Raw genomic sequence first — 19,913 nt, forward strand, 5'->3', positions numbered from 1 at the left:
GTACAAATCAATCTCATATAAATCCAGAAAATTTATCTGCGTATTTTTATCAAAATTTGAATTTATGAAATGGCCCAACTATAAAATAGCACTATTCGGACTGCTTTTCTGGAATTGTTCCGAAACCAAAAAGCCAATGGTTTTTTCAAATCTCATGGAAAACAGCGCTCATATCAACGGTAAGGCTGAATATTTGGCTTCTCCGTTTGTCACCGCTGGAAACAGGGTGTATATGGTCGGGCATCAAGATGGTACTTTCCCCGAAATTGGTTGGCATATTAAAGGTGAAATGGGCGGTATTTGGGACCATCCCATTAAATTGATGGATGGATTTGACATTGAGCTCCGTTGGAAAGACGAATCCTTTCTGCTGAACAAGGCCGAAACGTTTACCAACTATCCGTTTGCCAATGCACATCAGTTTTCAGTTCCTTCAAAGGAAATTTCTGTGAACCGCTGGCAATTCGTCCCAGATGATTTGGAAGGACTTTTAGTTCAAATTGAATTGACCAACAACGCTTCAACGGCAACCACATTTGATTTGGGTTTTACGGGCCATTCGGATTTGAGGCCTACCTGGTTGGGAGAGCGCACCAACATGACCGATTCCAAAGATGAATCTATTTTTGAGGAAGCTATTCAGGGTTGGATAGTGAAAGACCAAAACAATCCTTGGTTTGTTTGTTATGCGAGTGATACTGCTCCCACAGATAAATCCAAAGCTGAAAACATCTATGGGGGCCGAGGGGTTTCCAATCAATTGAACTATACGATTTCGTTGGCTCCAAATGAGACCAAAAGTATCAATTTTGTTATCTCTGGCTCCTACACCTCCAAAGAAAATGCAATTGCCACTTTGAATACGATAAAATCGGATTGGCCTCATCTGTTGGAAGAAAAGAAAGAGCGATATCAGCAATTGGCCCATCAAACCCAATTGACCATCCCCGATAAAAAAATGCAGCAGGCCTTTGAATGGTTAAAATACAACTGTGATTGGTTAGTACGGACCGTGCCTGAGGTCGGTACCGGAATCACCGCTGGAATTCCCGATTATCCATGGTGGTTTGGGGTGGATAGCGAATATGCCCTTCAAGGCTACATGGCGATTGGTCAAACCGATGCCGTTTATAATACCATTGCTTTGCTGGACAGTGTCTCAAACAATGTGAACGGCAACGGGAAAATCATCCATGAAATGTCCACCAATGGAGCGGTATTCAACAAAGGAAATATCAATGAGACACCCCAATTTGCGTCTCTTATATGGAGCATTTACCAATGGAATGGGGATAAATCATTTTTAGAAAAATACTTTCCAACCATCCAAAAAGGTCTTTCGTGGTTGCTGAAAGAAAATGATTTGGACGGCAATGGTTTTCCTGAAGGCTTTGGCATGATGGAAATACATGGATTGGACAGTGAAATGATTGATGTGGCCGCTTATTCACAAAAGGCTTTTGCGGATGCATCCCAAATGGCCGAGGCATTGGGGAAAGATGCATTAGCGGCAAAATACCAAGAAGTTGCAGGCCAACTCAAGCAAAAAATCAATACGGAGTTTTGGTCTGAAAATTTCAATTCCTACGCGGATTTTATTGGGACCGACACCCAAGCGTTGCATTTGATTGAGGATGCTATTATCCGCGCCGACACCTTGAACAAACCTTGGGCCGTAGAAGAACTCGAGGCCACAAAACAATTCATTAAAACCCATCCCTCCAATAAACCTAGACCTTTTGTGATGCACCATAATTGGGTGGTGAACACACCTATGGAAATGGGAATTGCCGATACTTCGAAAGCTTTAAAAGCCTTGAAAACTGCGGAACAATTTGTGAATCCCTTCGGGGTTTTTGTAACAGGAATTGACCGCGACCAATCGGCTGGTTCTGATGATGGTTCTTTTAAAGGTTCCAAAATTTTCTCTTACACGGGTGCGGTGATGACGTTGCCCACTGGGGTTCAGGCAAGGGCCGAAAACAACTACGGCAGACCCAACGAAGCTCTAAACTATTTAGAACGGATGACGCGCACTTTTAGCTATGCCTTTCCAGGGAGCATCTACGAAGTTTCACCGGATTATGGCATGATTACCCAAGCGTGGAACATTTACAGCTTTGCCTATCCCATTGTTCATCAATTTTTTGGAATTCAGCCGCGCTCTTCACAAAAAGAAGTAGTGATTTCCCCATTAATGCCCGATTCATGGGATGATTGCGCCTTGCAAAACGTAAAAATTGGTGATGGTGCCAACGAAATTTCCATGTTCTACACCAAAAAAGACGGGAAAACTACCATCAAAATTGAGCAGACCAATTTGGAGTGGAAAATCAAACTGAAAATTCCGAAAAGTCAGTTGGAACAACTCCAAATTTTGGAGGGTACTCTTCACTCTTCGGAAAATGATTCGTGGGTTGAATCAGAGGGAATGAAGGTTGAAGTTTCGTTCTAAAACTAAGGTGTGCTGTTGCTCACTTGTAGCAACTTTCCATTATAGAGTTTTTGCCCAGTTAGGGCAAATTCCTTGACATAGGATGCCATTTCCAATGCGGTTATGGGCGCTTGGTAACCTGGAAAAGCTTCTTCCAACATTTCGGTCTGTACGGCACCCAAGGCCAACACATTAAAACTGGGGCCGGTTTCTTTGTGTTCTTCGGCCAAAAGTTCTGTTAAGGTAATTACAGCTCCCTTGCTTGAACTATAGGCCGATAATCCCGGAAACTTTACACTGCCTTGTACTCCACCCATGGAACTGATGGTGACCACATGACCTCCTTGACCCATCTGGGGCAAAACAGTTTTGGTCAATTCGGCGACACCGAACACATTTACTTTGTAAACCGCTTCAAATTCAGCAGAGGTTATTTCCGAAAAGGGTTTGTTGAGCAAACGCCCTGCATTGTTGATGAGTACATCCACAATATGCCACTTCTCCTTTTCCAAAAAGTCGGTTACTTTTTCAAAATCCCGAGGGCTGCCCAAATCAAAAGGAAATGTGTGGACATTAGGCAGATTTAAATCCGCAATGGGTTTGGCATTTCTGGATAAAGCGAGCACATGGTGTCCTTCTTGGGCAAAAAGTTTTACCAACTCATATCCAATGCCCCTGCTTGTTCCCGTGATAATAACATTTGCCATATCTAACTCATTTTGTCATTCCCGAGAAGTCGGAAATCCTTACACCCCTAAAGTCCCACTTCGACTTCGCTCAGTGCAAGCTCTCAAAGGTACATTTTCTAGTTTAGCTTGATTTCATTTTCAGGACCGTTGGCAATTCCCTCAATTACGGGCAATACTTTGTTCACCAAAGTAGCCATATGGTCAAAATCCATAAGGTCAACCTCATCCCCCACTTTGTGGTACTGTCCAAAATTGGTGAAATCGAAGGTACAGAAGGTATGCGATGGCACCCCAAACTCCTGGTGAAATGCATAATTGTCCGAACGCTGATAGAGGTTGTATTCTTTTGCCGTTGGTAAGAATCCAACAAAATTCTCCTTAGCGTATGCATTGCTCACTTCCGCCAAATTGGAGCGGTCATAGCCCGTGATGTACACAAAATAATCCTTGCCTTGCAAGGGCACCCCTGTCATTTCAAAATTGAGCATGGTATACAAATTCAGGTTTTGCTCGTGCAATCTTTTGGCCAAATGTTCTGAACCCAACAATCCTTTTTCTTCAGCAGTGAACAGCGCGAAAATCAAACTACGTTTGTTGGTCTTATGGGTTCCAAAATAACGGGCCATTTCCATTACGGATGTAGTCCCAGATGCGTTATCATTGGCCCCGTTAGCGATGTAGTCTCCATTTTCAGGAGCTATGGTGCCAATGTGATCATAATGGGCACCAATCACAATAAATTCATTCTTTAACACAGGGTCGCTGCCTTCCACAATGCCCACAATGTTATAGGCGGGATCTTTGTAATTGGCAATGGTATCCCGATAGGATTCAAAATAGGGCTTCACCCCATACGATTTGAAGTAGTTCTCGATGTACTTGGCCGCCATTTCAATACCCTCACTTCCGGCATCCCTTCCTTTTAAATCGTCCGAAGCCAAATAATTCATGATATCACCAATTCGTTCTGAGTTGGTAAAGGAGTCATCAGTACTCTTTGCAGTATTGAGGTTTACGCTCCGCTCGGCTGCGTTTGATGGTGTCTGAACCATCTGGGTGCCGCCGCAGGTCATCAAAAATAGCAGGGTAAATGTATGTAAGAACAATTTCATCTTTTCGTTTTTTGAATTTCCTAAAGATAAAAAAAGCATCCTAAAAGGATGCTTTCATTTAATAAGTTGTCAACCGTCCCTTGAGCGGAGTCGAAAGGGACAATTAGTTATGCCAACATGGTCACTGGGTTTTCCAAATAGGCCCTAAGCGTCTGAAGAAACTGTGCACCGGTAGCACCATCCACGGTTCTATGATCGCAAGCCAACGTTACCTTCATGGTGTTGCCAACCACGATTTGTCCATTCTTGACGACGGGTTTTTCCACGATTGCACCTACGGATAAAATAGCCGAGTTGGGCTGGTTGATGATTGAAGTGAACTCTTGTATTCCAAACATTCCCAAATTGGAAACGGTAAACGTACTTCCTTCCATTTCGTTTGGAGCAATTTTCTTGCTTCGTGCCCTTCCGGCCAAATCTTTGACCGCCGTTCCAAGCTGGGTCAAACTGAGTTGGTCTGCAAATTTGATAACAGGCACCACCAATCCTTCATCCACAGCAACGGCCACACCCATGTGCACATGGTGTTTGTAAACTGTAGTGTCCACATTCCATGAGGTGTTGACCTGAGGATGCTTTTTAAGGGCCATGGCACAGGCTTTCAACACCATATCGTTAAACGATACTTTGGTATCGGGCAAATTATTGATTTGCGACCTTGAAGCCATTGCATTTTCCATATCTACCTCAATAGTAAGATAGTAGTGAGGTGCTGTGAATTTGGATTCGCCCAAGCGCTTGGCAATGACCTTGCGCATGGTTGAGTTTTTCACTTCTTCCATACTTTCTTCACCTACCGGTAAGCTTATAGGAGCTACAGGAGCGGTAGCAGTTCCAGCTGATTTTTCAGCTGCTGGTGTAGCGGTGGTCTGTGAAGGTTGATAGCTTTCTACATCTCGCTTTACAATTCTTCCGTTATCTCCTGAACCTTTAACGTTGGTCAAGTCGATTCCTTTTTCCTCAGCAATCTTTTTAGCCAAAGGCGACACGAAGATTCTGCTTCTGTCTTGGGAAGTGGCCGATTCAGTCTTTGCGGTTTCTTCGGTCTTTGTTTCTGTCTTTGGAGCGGCTTCCTCTTTGGCAGCTGCACTTGAAGATGAACCTCCACCCGCTTGTGCCTTCAATACGGCATCAACATCTGTTCCTTCTGGACCAATGATAGCCAAAAGTGAATCTACCGGAGCGCCTTCACCCTCTTGGATTCCAATATGTAAAAGGGTGCCTGAGTAAAATGACTCAAACTCCATAGTGGCCTTATCGGTTTCGATTTCAGCCAAAATATCTCCCTCTTCAACTTTATCCCCTACCTTTTTCAACCAACTTGCCACGGTACCTTCTTCCATGGTGTCACTCAAACGGGGCATAGTAATGATTTCCACGCCTTCAGGAATTTCAACGGGCGCACTGGCTGGTTCTGCAGCCGGTGCCTCTTTGGCCTTGGCCTCTGGTGCATCGGCTGTTTCCTTTTTGGATTCTGATGAACCACTGCCATTAAGCAGGGCGGAAATATCTTCTCCTTCTTCACCAATTATGGCTAAAAGCGAATCAACAGGGGCGCCATCTCCTTCTTGTATCCCAATATGAAGCAGTGTTCCTTCATGGAATGATTCAAATTCCATGGTGGCTTTATCGGTTTCGATTTCGGCCAGAATATCTCCTTCTTCCACTTTATCTCCTACTTTTTTGAGCCATTTTGCCACGGTTCCTTCTTCCATGGTATCGCTCAACCTCGGCATGTTGATTACTTCTGCCATCTACTTATAATTTATGTTGTAAAAATGGATAGTCCTTTTGTTCGTATACGGTCTCGTACAGCTGTTCTATTGGTGGAAAATCTGATTCCTCGGCAAATTTCTCGCATTCGCTTACCAAATCCTTCACACTTTTATCAATCTTTTTTAGGTCCTCTTCAGAAGCGTAACCTTTTTCAAGAATGATATCTTTTACTTGAGTAATAGGGTCAATTTTTTTGTACTCCTCAACCTCTTCTTTGGTACGGTAATGTTGTGCATCACTCATTGAGTGACCGCGGTAACGATAGGTTTTCATTTCCAAAAAGGTTGGTCCACCACCGGTTCGGGCACGCTCAACGGCCTTGTCCACTTCCTTGGCTACGATTGCAGGATCCATTCCATCAACGGGTCCGCAAGGCATTTCATAACCCAAGCCCAATTTCCAGATATCTGTGGTGTGTGCTGTACGGGCCACTGAGGTACCCATGGCATACCCATTGTTTTCGCAGATGAACACTACGGGCAATTGCCATAGCATCGCCAAGTTGAACGCCTCGTGCAATGAACCTTGACGAACGGCTCCGTCACCCATATAGCATAGGGTCACTGAATCCCTTTTGAAATATTTATCGGCAAAGGCAAGTCCAGCTCCCAATGGAATCTGTCCACCAACGATTCCATGACCTCCGTAAAAGCGGTGCTCTTTGGAGAAAATGTGCATGGAGCCTCCCATACCTTTTGAAGTTCCTGTAACCTTGCCATAAAGCTCGGCCATAACACGTCTTGGGTCAACACCCAACCCAATAGGCTGTACGTGGTTACGATACGCGGTTATCATACGGTCCTTGGTAAGGTCCATGGCGTGCAGTGATCCTGCTAAAACAGCTTCCTGACCATTGTACAAATGGAGAAAACCCCTAACTTTTTGTTGAATATATACAGCGGCCAATTTGTCCTCGAACTTTCTCCAGAACGACATGTCCTCGTACCATTTTAGGTAAACTTCTTTAGTGATTTTTTTCATCAACGATACAATTATGTGAAATTCCCTTGTTGCGGGGAGAGCAAAAATACATATATATCTCTTTTGGAAAAAGAAATGGTTTAAGAATCCCCCAAAAATGAACTGTTGAAGGCCAAGGGTAAAATATCACCCATGGAATTGCATTTGTATATCGGTCCTTTTTCCGCTTTAAGCAAGAGTACTATTGGCGATTTTTGATTTTGCTCATACTCCATGATGGATTGCCTGCAATTGCCGCAGGGTGCGGCAGGGGAATCCACCAAATGCTCTTTGGAAGCTACTGTTATCGCCAGCATTTTAATGGCCACTCCCGGAAATCTGGCGCCCGCCTGGAATACGGCCACACGCTCCGCGCAAAGCCCTGAAGGATACGATGCATTTTCTTGGTTGCTCCCAATAATAATTTCACCGTTTTCCAATAAAAGCGCAGCCCCAACTTGAAAATTGGAATACGGGGCATAGGCATTTTCACGGGCTCGGTCCGCGACCTGTAACAATTTTTGTTCACTTTGTGAAAGCTCTTCCATGTTCTCAAAAATGGAAAGCTCAAAACTGATCTGTTTTTTCTCCATATGACTTTCGTCTTAACCAAAAATAAGAAAAGCCCATCCAAAGGACAGGCTTTTGCACTACTATTTTAGTACGGATTAATCGTTATAAAATTCCTCGCCAAAATTAAAGGTAAGCGAGAAACGCAATGTGTTTTCCAATGGATTCTTCACTTGTGATGTGGAGAACAGGTAGGATAGGTCTATCTGGGCCGACTTAAATTTAAAACCGGCACCCAGGGTAAAGAACTTTCTTGAACCCTTATCCTGACTTTCATTAAAATACCCACTTCTCAACATAAAGGCTTCCCTAAATCGATATTCGGCGCCAAGTGCCCAGGTAATTTCCTTCAATTCCTCGCTGAAACCATCAGGGGCATCACCAAAAGACTCGAACATTCCTTTAAAGAAACTAATGTTCTGGTATTCGTCATTATCTTCTGGGCCAATTACTCCGTCTCCGTTAAAATCCCGTGGGGTAGGCACCAATAATTTATTGAATTCGGTATTCAACGCCAAAACGTTGTCTTGGTCGAAAATAAAATCGAATCCACCTCCAAACTTCAAGTTGGTCGGCAAAAAGTTTTCCTGTCCGCCTGCATCATATTGAAGGGACCCTCCTATGTTTGAAATATTAAATCCAGCTCTCCAGCGGCCATCAAAATTGCTGTATGCAATTTCCCTAGATCGGAAAAATCCAGCCACATCAATGGCAAAAGCATTTGCAGCTTGGGAATCTTGCGTTCCATCTTGGAATCTTAAGTTGGAGCTGATGAATCGTCCTCCAACGGCCATGGAAAAGCTTTGGCTCAATTTTAGGGAGTATGAACCATCAATGGCAAATTCATTGGGTTTAACCAATGTTGCATCCTCATCAATGGTCTGGCGCAATTCGATTTCACCCAAACCAAAATAACGAAGACCAAAAGCAAAAGCGCTTCGGTCATTAAGCTTGTTGTAAAAATTGGCGTTCAATAGGGAAACATCGTTGACAATGGTTTCCAAATAAGGGGTATAACTTACGCCCACCCCCATTTTTTGGGTTGCAAACGCATATTTGGCGGGGTTCCATTGTTGTGAATAGGCATCAAAAGAAGTGGCGACACCCATATCACCCATACCGGAAGCTCTAGCGTCGGCAGCAATGGTCAAAAAAGGAACAGCCGTTGTAATTACTCGTTCTTGCTGAGCACTCAACCGCGCAGACATAGCAAGGAGCACTACCAATATCAGTAACTTTTTCATTTTAAGTTTTTAGCGTTTAGTAAAGTTCTTAGGTCCAAAAACAATCTTAGACGTTTACATGTTAACGCCCTTTTGTGCAAATTCTTGTAATAAGGTATCGTTTTTTTGCACAATTTATACCTTAAGATAACTATACGGGTTTTTAACATCAGGGCAGCAGCACTTTAAAACCGTTAAATCAAGGCCAGTCCATACTATTTTAAAGTACGATGCGTTACAGAATTGTAGCAACTGTTGAAAACGGTATTGTTACAATTATTTCATGAGCACAAAATATTATGGCCAAAACATCGTTTTAATGCCATTGAAGGATTTAAAAAATCAAAACAAATTGAAGTTACTAAGGGTATTAAGCCCTAAGTTTTAAAGTACTCAAGCCCAAATTATGAAAAAGCACTTTATCAAAGTTGTCCTTTCTTGCGCCATTGTAGTGGGAAGTTTTTCAAGCTGCAAAAACTCCTCATCCTCCTCAAAAAACGTCTCCAGAGCCACGGGATGGAAAATTAATGCCAAAGAGGGTGGATTTCAATACAATTCAGATTTTAAGGAGCAGGAAACGCCTCCAGGAACCGTATTTGTAGAAGGGGGAACCTTTACAAAAGGTAAGGTTCAGGACGATATCATGCACGATTGGAACAACACACCTACCCAACAACACGTACAATCGTTCTACATGGATGAAACCGAGGTGACCAATGTAATGTACTTAGAGTACTTGGATTACCTAAAGGAAGTTTATCCGCCAGAAAATCCTACCTATGCCAATATCTATTTAGGCGCATTGCCTGATACCTTGGTATGGAGAAACCGATTGGGCTTCAACGAGACCATGACCAACAACTATCTTAGACACCCCGCTTATGCAGAATATCCTGTAGTTGGTGTCAATTGGGTACAAGCTACGCAGTATGCCGAGTGGAGAACCGATAGGGTAAACGAATTAATGTTGGAAAGAGAAGGTTATTTGGCCGACGATACCAAGTACAAGGTAATGAACGGTGAGGTTGAAGGGACTTTTAGTACTGAAGCTTATTTGAACAACCCAGAATCCGTTTATGGTGGTGAAATTGATTCACTTCAAGGAAAACAAAAACGTGATTCCATCAATGCTTTTGCAAAAAGAAGTAGCGGTGTTATAATGCCAGAATACAGACTTCCTACCGAAACTGAATGGGAGTATGCTGCTGAAGCACTTGTGGGTTCAAGAGAATACAACAACTACAGAGGTAGAAAAAAATATCCTTGGGAAGGAGATTATACCCGAAACGGACAACGTGTAGGTCGTGGTGACCAGTTGGCCAACTTTAAGCAAGGTAAAGGGGATTACGGCGGAATCGCAGGATGGTCTGATGATGGTGCCGATATCACCGCCCAGGTTAAATCGTACAAGCCCAACGATTTTGGTCTATATGACATGGCTGGAAACGTTAGCGAGTGGGTAGCGGATGTATACCGTCCTATCGTGGATGATGAAATCAGTGACTTTAACTACTATCGTGGAAACGTTTTCATGAAAAAAGCCATTGGCGAAGATGGTAAAGTTGAGATTTTGGAAGACAAAATTGTTTACGACACCCTGCCTAACGGAAAAATAGTAGCCATGAATCTTCCTGGTGAAATCAAAGAAGTTCCCGTGGGTGAAGAAGAAACCTATCTGCGTACCAACTTTGACAAGAGTGATAACCGTGGATATAGAGATGGAGACCCAGGTTCTTCAAGATTCTTTAGCAGGTTCAGTGATGAGGAAGACAACAGAAAAATGTACGACTCCCCTCAGTTTGAAGCTGAGCGTGATTCCACCGGAAAACTTGTTAGAAAATATGACACCTCTAACTACAGAACCTCTTTGATCAATGATGAAGTGCGTGTATACAAGGGTGGTTCTTGGAGAGACAGAGCGTATTGGTTAGACCCTGCACAACGTAGATATTTGCCACAATATATGGCCACTGATGATATCGGATTTAGATGTGCCATGTCTAGGGTTGGATCAAAATCCAAAACCAAGAACAAAACAGTACGACATAAAAAAGCGAGATAAATTCAGCTTACAAATTTTTAAAAGCCCCGGCATTTGGTCGGGGCTTTTTTTTATCTTCGATTTATGACAATGGAACAGCTTCACGCGCTCTTTTTGGCGCATCCCGTAATCTGTACAGATACGCGTAAAATCACGGATAATTGCCTCTTTTTTGCTTTAAAAGGCCCTAATTTTAATGGAAATGAATTTGCCACTGATGCCTTGGAAAAGGGTGCGGCTTATGCCATCATTGACGAAGAAGCATACAAAACCTCTGAGCGACATATACTTTGTGATGATGTATTGCAAACCTTGCAACAATTGGCTACCTACCACCGGAAAAAATCCAATGCAAAGGTCATTTCCCTGACCGGAAGCAATGGAAAAACCACCACCAAGGAGTTGATCAATGCCGTGCTCTCCAAAAAATACAGGACCGTCGCCACCAAAGGCAACCTGAACAATCATATCGGAGTTCCCTTGACCCTACTTTCCATAGAAAAGGATACGGAAATTGCCATTGTTGAAATGGGGGCCAACCATAAAAAGGAAATCGAGTTTTTGTGCAACATTGCCCAGCCCGATTTTGGCTATATCACCAACTTTGGCAAAGCCCATTTGGAAGGCTTTGGCGGTGTGGAAGGCGTCATTCAAGGAAAAAGTGAGCTATATGACCACCTTATGGCGCATGACAAATATATTTTTATGAATGCGGACGACCCTGTTCAGTTAGAAAAGTTGGGGTCCTACATTAAAAAAATGGGGTTCAGTACCCGAGACCACCAATACTACAACATCAAATTCATTGAAGCCAATCCGTATGTGGTTCTTGAAGTGGAAGGAACCCGAATGGAGACCCAACTTATTGGAAAATACAATTTCCCCAACTGCTGTGCCGCTATTTTAATGGGCAAATATTTTAATGTGCCTCTGGAAGACATTAAAACGGCCTTAGCGTCCTATCAACCGCAGAACAACCGCTCGCAGATCATAGAGAAAAACGGGGTGAAGATTATTCTCGATGCCTACAATGCCAACCCCACCAGCATGCGGGCCGCTTTGGAGAATTTCAATGCCATGCAGGCCGAAAATAAAACGCTTATTATTGGCGATATGTTTGAATTGGGGCCAACCGCTGCGGAAGAACACCAAACTATTGCAGATTTGGCCGAAAGCCTTGGGTTCCAAACTGTTTTTCTTGTTGGAAAAAATTTCTACGGCACAAAAACACCACTTGCCAAATTTGACTCCTTTGATGGGTTAAAGGAACACATCCAAAAAAATCCATTACAAAAAGGCATGGTGTTGATTAAGGGAAGCAGAGGAATGGCTTTGGAGCGGGTGTTGGATTTGGTGTAAACCCTTTGTTTATTGAACTTTTAAGTATTGGAAATTAGCTCAAGGCAGGAGGAAATAATGAATTATATCCCTTGTTGTATGCCGTTTTTATTTTTTGAGTTTTACTATTTGTTGAGTCATTGAATAAACTCCATCGCCATCTTGATTTGGATTTACAATTAGGTAGTCCAATCGTTTGATTTTCTGATAATCGCCAATGTCGATTGTATAGACATCATCTACAATGAAAAATCGTTTTGAAAAAACATCAAAATCATCTTCGTTCTTATCCATTCCATTGTATTCCGCCACTGATAGAAGTTTTTCTATTTTGGTCAATTTTCCAGCAATTAGAGACGAGCCATTGTTTAAATACCAAGACTTATATGTCCCAGTCCTAATTTCAATTCCATTTGTTTTTACAATTAATTGAAAAGAATCTTCTTTGTCCAGCTTAGGGAACGCATACAAATCTCCAATTTTTTGCCCTTTTACTATTTTCCCGTCCACAACAATCCATACTTCTGAACCTTTTGTTTTCCTTTCAGAACTATTCTTATAGAACTGCAATGAATGTTTTGAAAACTCTTCTTGGCAGTGAGTCAAGTTAAAAGTGGTCGCAATAAATATTATGAGGAGCAGATTTTTCATAAATGGCATACAACGGTTTGGCTATGATTTCGGCGTGGAATCGTCCGCAGGACTATTCCGCAGAGAAATCAAGCTAATTATTATTAATGTTCTTTGTTTTAGTACTATCACCACGCTGAATTATAGCCGTTGTTGTAGCTAGTTATTTTTAAAATTCGTTTATTATTATTTTATCTCCATTTGCATCTGAATCAATTTCATAAGCATAAGATTCAGTAGTCCATCCTAAATCAGTCGTGTACATTACAAAAAGTCTATTGTCATCGATTTTAAATTCTTTCCACTCCAGAATAGAGTTTTCATCAAAATCACAAGGCCATGACAAAGCAGGGAAAAAGTAAGAATCTTCGTTTAGCCAATATTTTAGGTGGACATTTTTAATTTTCTCAAAAGCTTGGTCTGAATTTATCTTATCTTCATTATACTGTTTGTTTATTTCAAATTTTTCTTTGTGAAATTTTTTTATCAGTTCAATGTGTTGTTGGGCTTGGATTGGTATTGTATGATTTTTAGGGTTAATTAATTTAATTTCTTTGCCGTCCTTAAAAATTCTAACCTCTGAAAGCGCGTAGTAAATGATTGCATTATTTTGACGTTGATTATCATATGCATTAGCATCAATATAAAAACTAAACAACGAGAGTAAATTTTTAATAAAATCAGTATCTGCTTTGAATTTATTCTTCTGATATTGCTTTGGCAACGTTTTTCTAAACGAATCTATTTTATCGGTTAGTTTGACATTTATTGAAGGATTTTTGTCCGACCATAGAAACGTTTTGTCATCAAGGTTAAAGGTTCCAATAACTTTTGGTTTAGCAATTACTTCATATCCGTTTTCCTCAATTATGTACTTTACTTCTCCTCTTGTTTGGTCAAATAAGTACTCATTTGTCGGTTGCATATTCCAGACTATTCTATGGTACATATTTCTTAAACTCATATCAGAGTTGGCTTCTGAAAATTTAGCTTCCAAGTCGGATTGACCTTTAGAAATGAATGAAAACATAGTTAATATTATTGTCAATGTCAATTTGTGCATTTCGTATAATTAGCTACAACTTGTTTATATGAGCATAAAATACATCTATATACCGCCAAAATGGAATAAAATCGATGTATTTGATCATCCTTTATTGGGATCGTTTATTTGGTGGACACAAGAAGCTCACGTACATCCACATCCAAAGCTTTAGCAATCTGAAACAATGTTTCAACCCGTGGCTGCATATCATTCCGGCACCATTTTGAAATAGTATTTGTATTCATATCTAATTCGTCTGCCAGCCAATTATTCGTTTTTCCCTTTTCGGCTAAAACCGCTTTAATTCTATTGTAAACTGGTTTATCCATTGTAAATGCCATGATTGAGCATTAAAAATAATTAAGAAAAATAACTGTTACAGGCAGTAAAATATACTTTATTGGGAGATTTAAAAATCTTTATATAACTTTGAAATGCTTTTATAGGAGATAAATAAACTTTTAAAGTTTTTATTAGAGATTAAAAACATAATTATGAGCAAAAGCTTCACCAAATCAGACCTGGAACAAATCATTGGCCTACAACAAGAAAGTCTACAAGCCCTACAAAAGGCAATAGGTAACTTACGGCACCAAAACGAACGTTTGGAGCGCAGTAACCAAAAACTACGGAAAGAGATTGCTAAATACGAGTAGAAAAGTGGGATATACTGGATTCAAACCTGCCTGACGGCAGGCAGGCCAGCGACCTCTGCCCTGTCAAGGCAGCGCTCTAAAGCCACTACCGTAGTGGGATATACTGGATTCGAACCAGTGACCTCTGCCCTGTCAAGACAGCGCTCTAAACCAACTGAGCTAATATCCCATTAAAAAGCGGTGCAATATCGGAAATTTGTTACCAATCTCCATACTCTGCCGAATTCTTTTGTGTTTCGTGCAGGGTAATGTGCAGTAATTGGCCTTTTTCAAGCTTGGGTTTAAGGATGTCATAGATGACTTTCACAAAATATTCCGTGGTAGGAAATATATCAGCGAACTCAGGGCAATCCTCATTCAGGTTTTTGTGATCAAAACGCTCTTCAATCTCATCCTGAATCAAACTTCCCAATACCGCCAAGTCCATCACAAAACCGGTATCCGGGTCCACTTCGCCCCTAACCCGTACCTCTAGGTCAAAATTATGCCCATGATAATTGGGGCTATTGCATTTTCCAAAGACGGCGATGTTCTTTTCCTGACTCCAATTAGGGTTATGAAGCCTATGGGCGGCATTAAAATGAGCTTTTCTGCAAATCGTGGCAATCATTAAAGCAAACTTTTTGCAAAGATACTTTTTACAATAGGACCCCACGAAAAAATCGACAGATATTCTGTTACTGATAAAAGGGAAAAGCCACCCTTAGTTACGGATGGCCTTTACTATCTTTTGAAAAATCTCAGTGTTCTCATAAATCCCACCAAAATTTTGGGATTGGGGGCCGTAGGCAAACAAGGGCACCATGATTCCTGTATGATCTACCGTCAAAAAATCCCCCTGAACCATACCTTCGCTTTGGTTTCCGCCCACAATTCCAAAACCAGAAGTTTCATGATCTGCAGTGATGACCACCAAAGTGTTTTGATTGGTATCAGCAAAACGCAACGCTTCTGCAATGGCTTGATCAAAATCGAGCATTTCCTCAACAATGTCGCTAGTGCTGTTGGAATGCCCACCGTTGTCAATCTGGGCACCTTCCACCATCAAGAAAAAGGGTTTTTCCTCAGAGTCCAATACCCCAAGGGCTTTTTTCACCGCATTTGGAAAAGCATCTTTTCGTCCATTTTGAACGGATGGCACCTTGTTTTCCCCCAAATAAATGGCGGTCGGTTCCTGAAACGAATCAAACGACTCCATAGGTTGGGTGGTAAAAGCATCTTTAATGGACCCTTCCTGATTTTGTCCCCCGGAAATGAAGAAATCCAGTTTACTTTGTTTTAAATCCTCTACAAGTCCTTCGGTGTCATCGCGTTCCACTCGGTGCGCATAAAACGAAGAAGGCGTGGCTCCGTAAATAGCATCGGTAGTCACAATGGCGGTATTGAACCCATGCTCGCTGGTAATATCGACCAAACTGGTCAATGCTTTACCATTTGGGTCGACACCAATGGCCCTATTGTTGGTTTTGGTTCCAGTGGCCATAGCCGTAGCTCCTGCGGCAGAATCCGTAATTAAATCATCATACGAAGCGGTTTTTACCAAACCAATAGTTTTGATTCCTGCCATGGTTAGATTCCCTTGATTGGCAATCATCGCCGCAGATATTTGGGCCAGCCCATTGCCATCACCTATCATTAAAATGATATTCTTCGGTTTTGCATTGGGGTCGTATTCGTATTTTGGTTGATACACTGCCACTGGACTTTCCTTTTTGAAAGTATTTTTATCCAGATGGTCCAAATACTGCTTAGCCAGAGCAGGTTCATCCGTGTTGATGTAATCCACCCCCAGCTTTGCCAAACGCGCCCAAGCGGTTTTGGTATCTGGTGTGGCCCAAAAACGGAATGGCTTTCCCACTTTTTTGCCCTTTTCTATGGCTATTTTCACCTTTTCCAAGTCTGGAGCGGTCATTCGTCCATAACCATTCCAAACGGAATAGTCTTTGTAACTCACGCTGACCAAGGCTACTTTTTCAAGTGAAATGGCACTCAATTCATCCAGATTCTGATGGTCGAACCCAATGAAATCTGGATAGTTTCTATAAGCGTCTGGTTTGGGTCTGTTTCCTGAAATCACAAATCGGACTTTACCAGATTCCAATAACTGGGGATATCCATTTAAGACCTCAACCAATTTTTTCAATGTTTCTTCCGCTCCAGATTTCACATCGATGAGCAATTGCAATTCCCGAAGCTCTCCAGATTGAAGTAAGCTTTGCAACCTATCCAAATAGAGTTTCTCAAAGGTGTGATTTTGCACAATTTCATCCTCGCTGTGGGTCACAAAAAGCTCGTTGTCCTTTAAAAAAACATCGGCTTCAATGGAGGCTGCCCCATTGCTGTACGCATACCAAAAAGGAAGCTCCTGCGCATAATCGTTGTGTGAATGTACTTTGTAGTCTTGGGCTTGAAGTGCTCCAACCCCCATCAATACCAAAAAAGCGATAAGGATAAGCAGAATTCTTTTATTCATTTTCTACAGTTTTAGAATGCAACACGCTACGTATTTTATGGTAAATTTCATTGTTTTCATAGATTCCCTGAAAATTCTCCGCCCCTTTTCCTTGGGCAAAGACAGGAATAAGCTCCCCACTGTGTTGACTATCGTTAAAATATACGGTGACCTTGTCCGGAACTTCGGTTTGTTGCCCTGTACTTTCATCAATATCATAATATTTTCCAATGCTGACGCCGCCGGTTTCATGATCGGCGGTCACCACAAGTAGGGTGTTGGGGTGTTCTTCAATAAAATCCAAGACAACGCCCAAGGTCTTATCAAAATCCAGCACTTCTGAAATCATCATCTCTGCATTTTCAGCATGCCCACCCCAATCAATGTACGAACCTTCCACCATCATAAAAAATGGCTTGTCGTTCCCTTCAAAATAATGCAACACTTTTGAAGTGGCCTCGCTCAAGAATTCGCCACGCCCCTCAATTTTGGAAGGAATCCCCTCATCAGCCAAAATATAAGCATTGCGCTGACCCAAGACCGGTTCAGACAATTGAAGCGTATCCAAATGATAACCTTGCGTCTCAAATTCTTCAAAAAGATTCTTGCCATCGGTTCTATTTCTAAAATAATTTCGGCCTCCGCCCGCAATAAAATCCACCTTGGCGGTTGTCAACTGCTTCGCGATGTCTTCATGCAAATCCCGATCTTTTACATGGGCATAAAAACTGGCCGGAGTGGCATGGGTAATCGTGGTTAGGCTAATGAGTCCTGTTTGGTAAACTTGCTTTTGAAGATGCTCCAGAATGGTCTCTTGTGGAATGGTATCCACAGAAACTCCAATGGCACGCTTATACGTTTTCTGTCCAATGGAAAAAGCTGTTGCACCTGCCGCAGAATCTGTAATTCTATGGCTTTTATCTGAGGTCTTATGAAACCCTATTTGTTTGAATCGGGAAAAATTAGGCTCACCCTCACCAAAATAATAGGCTGAAGACACTTGTGGCACCCCCATTCCGTCACCAATCATTAGAATGATGCTTACAGGTTCGTCTTGGGCCGGCTTTTCCTCAACCTGCTTGGTGGTGCAACCTATAATTCCCAGTAACAACCCCACCGACATCAGTTTTTGAAATGAAAATCTCATGTATACAATTTTACGAATGAATTAAAACGAGAGCGGCAAGAGGTAAAACCATCTTGCCGCGTTCTCTGCAAAATACACCTGATTAATAGCCTTCGTTCTGCTCCAAATACCCTGGTGAATTGGATGCCCCATCAATGGCATCCTGAGGTATGGGGAACAATCTGTGATGTACGTCTGTATCTGTTTTCTCTGTCCAAGTGTCCTCGTAGTGGCCAAATCGGATTTGGTCCGTACGTCTGAAACCTTCCCAGTACAATTCAAAACCACGCTCACGGAAAAGAATGTCCAAATCAATGGCCCCCAAAGCGTCTGGGGTTTGGTCTGGACGGGCAGTTCTTGAGGTTCTTACGGTATTCAAGTCGACCAAAGCACCAGGATTGTCTCCCTTTCTCAATTTGGCCTCAGCGCGCATCAAATAAATTTCAGCCAAACGCATGAAAACCAAATCGACACTGCTGTAGTTGTTACCATTGTCCGAGCTATGGCTAAACTGATATTTGGAAACACGGTATCCGTTTCGGTGCAATCTACCTTCGTTGGAAAAATCCACTTGCAAGGTGTGGCTCACATAGTCCACATCTTTATCAGGACCGTTTCCTTTGGTTTGAATCACAGGATAGATGCGATAACCTCCATCACAGGTATAAAAAGAACCGCCATCATCCTTTCTGGGACCCCAAATGGTTCCTCGAATGATGCCACGATTGATTTCAAAATCATCAGCAGCGATGCAATAGTAATGATCTTCATCATTTTCAGGGGTAACTCCGGTCAAGTCTTGCAACTCCGCAGGAATCATCTGATTCATTTTAAAGAACCGAGAATCCGCTTCAGCAGGATCAACACCCTCATTGGCATCTACCCAAGTTTGGTAAAAATCGGAAGTGATGGCAGGACCATCGGTACCGTCGGCGCTGGGCCACTCAGGTCTTGGAAACCAAGAACCGGCCAATGACCAGTATGCCCAACGGCTGTGTTCATTACGCATTACCCCGCGCTGGTCCGCTGCAAAAATCAATTCTGGATTGCTATTGTTGTCATCATCGAACAAATCAAAGTATTCAGGTGACAATGAGAAATTCCCGGAATTAATTATATTATCGGTGTATTCAATGACACGATCCATATCCTCAGTGGTGAAATTTGGTGTACCATACGGATCACGGTATACCGCAGCATTCAAATTCAATCTGGCCAAAAAGCCCCAAACAGCAGCTTGGGTAATTCTTCCTGGAGCTCTGTTGGTATTGATGTCATCCACCACGGATAAAAATTCACTTTCAATATAGTCAATGGCATCTTGTCCCCTAAGAATTTCGGAAAGCTCTTCGGAAGTTTCCTTTTTGAAGACCAATCCCCAAGCATCCAAGGTAAGCATGTTCATATAGGCCCGAAGGGCAATCATCTCATTAAGGGCTCCCTGCACTTCTGCATCACCAGCTTCGGCAAGTGGGCGCAACACCTCGATTGCAGATAGCGTTCTTGAAATGTTTTTGGTGACCTCGTTCCAAGAGCTTCCTACCAAATCATTGGCTGGGGAAATGGTATGACTGTGGGTCTCCAGAAATTTACCACCATCATACCAGTCGGTTCCACCACGGTAGGGCAAAATAGCCTCGTCAGCGGCAATCAACTGCAAACCGTAGTAGTTGGTATGTCTCCAAACCCATGCTACTTGACCGTAAGCTGGGGCAATGGCACCACTGATCAATTCAGCTTGTCCGCTGCCCTCCAGGGATTCATCTATAACTTCTTCCTCTAAATCGGTACAGTTTATGTTTGCCAATAAACCAAATCCGAAAAGTGCGATTATTATTTTATTCTTCATTTGAAGCATGTT

The 19,913-nt window shown here is 42.3% G+C and carries 17 protein-coding genes and 1 tRNA gene; 4 read left to right on the forward strand and 14 right to left on the reverse strand.

What is annotated here, in order from left to right; translation table 11 throughout:
• The first annotated feature begins 64 nt into the window (after nt 1-64).
• A complete protein-coding gene (locus tag ACFSJE_RS18030) occupies nt 65-2,455 on the forward strand; it encodes an alpha-L-rhamnosidase-related protein (RefSeq protein ID WP_379832263.1) in 2,391 nt (796 codons plus the stop codon).
• 2 nt (nt 2,456-2,457) lie between these two features.
• On the opposite strand, the gene ACFSJE_RS18035 is transcribed toward ACFSJE_RS18030, so the two are convergent.
• The 6 genes from ACFSJE_RS18035 to porV form a co-directional block, all read right to left on the reverse strand.
• Entirely contained in the window at nt 2,458-3,141 is a 684-nt protein-coding gene (locus ACFSJE_RS18035; protein ID WP_379832264.1) for an SDR family NAD(P)-dependent oxidoreductase, read from the reverse strand.
• Between the two features lie 98 nt (nt 3,142-3,239).
• Nucleotides 3,240-4,235 (reverse strand): M28 family metallopeptidase, encoded by a 996-nt coding sequence (locus tag ACFSJE_RS18040; protein WP_379832265.1) that lies wholly within the window; start codon nt 4,233-4,235, stop codon nt 3,240-3,242.
• A 107-nt stretch (nt 4,236-4,342) separates the two neighbouring features.
• Nucleotides 4,343-5,989, reverse strand: coding sequence for a pyruvate dehydrogenase complex dihydrolipoamide acetyltransferase (locus ACFSJE_RS18045; RefSeq protein WP_379832266.1), 1,647 nt, complete (start codon nt 5,987-5,989; stop codon nt 4,343-4,345).
• 4 nt (nt 5,990-5,993) lie between these two features.
• Nucleotides 5,994-6,992, reverse strand: a complete 999-nt coding sequence (gene pdhA / locus ACFSJE_RS18050; RefSeq protein ID WP_379832267.1) for a pyruvate dehydrogenase (acetyl-transferring) E1 component subunit alpha — start codon at nt 6,990-6,992, stop codon at nt 5,994-5,996.
• An 80-nt stretch (nt 6,993-7,072) separates the two neighbouring features.
• Nucleotides 7,073-7,564 (reverse strand): cytidine deaminase, encoded by a 492-nt coding sequence (cdd, locus tag ACFSJE_RS18055; protein WP_379832268.1) that lies wholly within the window; start codon nt 7,562-7,564, stop codon nt 7,073-7,075.
• Nucleotides 7,565-7,639: 75 nt separating this feature from the next.
• A complete protein-coding gene (gene porV, locus ACFSJE_RS18060) occupies nt 7,640-8,785 on the reverse strand; it encodes a type IX secretion system outer membrane channel protein PorV (protein WP_379832269.1) in 1,146 nt (381 codons plus the stop codon).
• Nucleotides 8,786-9,170: 385 nt separating this feature from the next.
• Here porV and gldJ point away from each other — a divergent pair, with 385 nt between their 5' ends.
• Both gldJ and ACFSJE_RS18070 read left to right on the forward strand, forming a co-directional pair.
• Nucleotides 9,171-10,826 carry a gliding motility lipoprotein GldJ gene (gene gldJ / locus ACFSJE_RS18065; RefSeq protein ID WP_379832270.1) on the forward strand — a complete coding sequence of 552 codons (1,656 nt, stop codon included), beginning with the start codon at nt 9,171-9,173 and terminating at the stop codon, nt 10,824-10,826.
• A 63-nt stretch (nt 10,827-10,889) separates the two neighbouring features.
• A complete protein-coding gene (locus tag ACFSJE_RS18070) occupies nt 10,890-12,164 on the forward strand; it encodes a UDP-N-acetylmuramoyl-tripeptide--D-alanyl-D-alanine ligase (RefSeq protein WP_379832271.1) in 1,275 nt (424 codons plus the stop codon).
• 87 nt (nt 12,165-12,251) lie between these two features.
• Here ACFSJE_RS18070 and ACFSJE_RS18075 read toward each other — a convergent pair whose 3' ends face one another.
• From ACFSJE_RS18075 to ACFSJE_RS18085, 3 genes are all read right to left on the reverse strand, one after another.
• Nucleotides 12,252-12,794, reverse strand: coding sequence for a hypothetical protein (locus ACFSJE_RS18075; protein WP_379832272.1), 543 nt, complete (start codon nt 12,792-12,794; stop codon nt 12,252-12,254).
• A gap of 148 nt (nt 12,795-12,942) precedes the next feature.
• Complete coding sequence (locus tag ACFSJE_RS18080; RefSeq protein ID WP_379832273.1) at nt 12,943-13,803, reverse strand: DUF6882 domain-containing protein; 861 nt, start codon at nt 13,801-13,803, stop codon at nt 12,943-12,945.
• A gap of 137 nt (nt 13,804-13,940) precedes the next feature.
• Nucleotides 13,941-14,159, reverse strand: coding sequence for a helix-turn-helix transcriptional regulator (locus ACFSJE_RS18085; protein WP_379832274.1), 219 nt, complete (start codon nt 14,157-14,159; stop codon nt 13,941-13,943).
• 153 nt (nt 14,160-14,312) lie between these two features.
• On the opposite strand from ACFSJE_RS18085, the gene ACFSJE_RS18090 reads away from it, so the two are divergent.
• Nucleotides 14,313-14,474, forward strand: coding sequence for a hypothetical protein (locus ACFSJE_RS18090; RefSeq protein ID WP_379832275.1), 162 nt, complete (start codon nt 14,313-14,315; stop codon nt 14,472-14,474).
• Nucleotides 14,475-14,568: 94 nt separating this feature from the next.
• On the opposite strand, the gene ACFSJE_RS18095 is transcribed toward ACFSJE_RS18090, so the two are convergent.
• From ACFSJE_RS18095 to ACFSJE_RS18115, 5 genes are all read right to left on the reverse strand, one after another.
• Nucleotides 14,569-14,643, reverse strand: a tRNA-Val gene (locus ACFSJE_RS18095).
• Nucleotides 14,644-14,673: 30 nt separating this feature from the next.
• Nucleotides 14,674-15,084, reverse strand: coding sequence for a 6-carboxytetrahydropterin synthase (locus tag ACFSJE_RS18100; protein ID WP_379832276.1), 411 nt, complete (start codon nt 15,082-15,084; stop codon nt 14,674-14,676).
• 93 nt (nt 15,085-15,177) lie between these two features.
• Nucleotides 15,178-16,947: an alkaline phosphatase gene (locus tag ACFSJE_RS18105; RefSeq protein WP_379832277.1), complete on the reverse strand. Its 1,770-nt coding sequence runs from the start codon at nt 16,945-16,947 to the stop codon at nt 15,178-15,180.
• Complete coding sequence (locus tag ACFSJE_RS18110) at nt 16,940-18,073, reverse strand: alkaline phosphatase (protein ID WP_379832278.1); 1,134 nt, start codon at nt 18,071-18,073, stop codon at nt 16,940-16,942. Before ACFSJE_RS18110 ends, ACFSJE_RS18105 begins: the two co-directional genes overlap by 8 nt.
• Before the next feature lie 82 nt (nt 18,074-18,155).
• On the reverse strand, nt 18,156-19,901 hold the full coding sequence (locus ACFSJE_RS18115; RefSeq protein ID WP_379832279.1) for a RagB/SusD family nutrient uptake outer membrane protein: 1,746 nt from the start codon (nt 19,899-19,901) through the stop codon (nt 18,156-18,158).
• Nucleotides 19,902-19,913 lie beyond the last annotated feature (12 nt).

This window comes from Flagellimonas iocasae, assembly GCF_042682725.1.
Classification (GTDB): domain Bacteria; phylum Bacteroidota; class Bacteroidia; order Flavobacteriales; family Flavobacteriaceae; genus Flagellimonas; species Flagellimonas iocasae.

Excerpts from the sequence above, each read along its gene's own strand:
- ACFSJE_RS18030 (WP_379832263.1), top strand. The coding sequence starts at position 65 with ATGAAATGGCCCAACTATAAAATAGCACTATTCGGACTGCTTTTCTGG.
- ACFSJE_RS18035 (WP_379832264.1), bottom strand. The coding sequence starts at position 3,141 with ATGGCAAATGTTATTATCACGGGAACAAGCAGGGGCATTGGATATGAG.
- ACFSJE_RS18040 (WP_379832265.1), bottom strand. The coding sequence starts at position 4,235 with ATGAAATTGTTCTTACATACATTTACCCTGCTATTTTTGATGACCTGC.
- ACFSJE_RS18045 (WP_379832266.1), bottom strand. The coding sequence starts at position 5,989 with ATGGCAGAAGTAATCAACATGCCGAGGTTGAGCGATACCATGGAAGAA.
- pdhA (WP_379832267.1), bottom strand. The coding sequence starts at position 6,992 with ATGAAAAAAATCACTAAAGAAGTTTACCTAAAATGGTACGAGGACATG.
- cdd (WP_379832268.1), bottom strand. The coding sequence starts at position 7,564 with ATGGAGAAAAAACAGATCAGTTTTGAGCTTTCCATTTTTGAGAACATG.
- porV (WP_379832269.1), bottom strand. The coding sequence starts at position 8,785 with ATGAAAAAGTTACTGATATTGGTAGTGCTCCTTGCTATGTCTGCGCGG.
- gldJ (WP_379832270.1), top strand. The coding sequence starts at position 9,171 with ATGAAAAAGCACTTTATCAAAGTTGTCCTTTCTTGCGCCATTGTAGTG.
- ACFSJE_RS18070 (WP_379832271.1), top strand. The coding sequence starts at position 10,890 with ATGACAATGGAACAGCTTCACGCGCTCTTTTTGGCGCATCCCGTAATC.
- ACFSJE_RS18075 (WP_379832272.1), bottom strand. The coding sequence starts at position 12,794 with ATGAAAAATCTGCTCCTCATAATATTTATTGCGACCACTTTTAACTTG.
- ACFSJE_RS18080 (WP_379832273.1), bottom strand. The coding sequence starts at position 13,803 with ATGTTTTCATTCATTTCTAAAGGTCAATCCGACTTGGAAGCTAAATTT.
- ACFSJE_RS18085 (WP_379832274.1), bottom strand. The coding sequence starts at position 14,159 with ATGGCATTTACAATGGATAAACCAGTTTACAATAGAATTAAAGCGGTT.
- ACFSJE_RS18090 (WP_379832275.1), top strand. The coding sequence starts at position 14,313 with ATGAGCAAAAGCTTCACCAAATCAGACCTGGAACAAATCATTGGCCTA.
- ACFSJE_RS18100 (WP_379832276.1), bottom strand. The coding sequence starts at position 15,084 with ATGATTGCCACGATTTGCAGAAAAGCTCATTTTAATGCCGCCCATAGG.
- ACFSJE_RS18105 (WP_379832277.1), bottom strand. The coding sequence starts at position 16,947 with ATGAATAAAAGAATTCTGCTTATCCTTATCGCTTTTTTGGTATTGATG.
- ACFSJE_RS18110 (WP_379832278.1), bottom strand. The coding sequence starts at position 18,073 with ATGAGATTTTCATTTCAAAAACTGATGTCGGTGGGGTTGTTACTGGGA.
- ACFSJE_RS18115 (WP_379832279.1), bottom strand. The coding sequence starts at position 19,901 with ATGAAGAATAAAATAATAATCGCACTTTTCGGATTTGGTTTATTGGCA.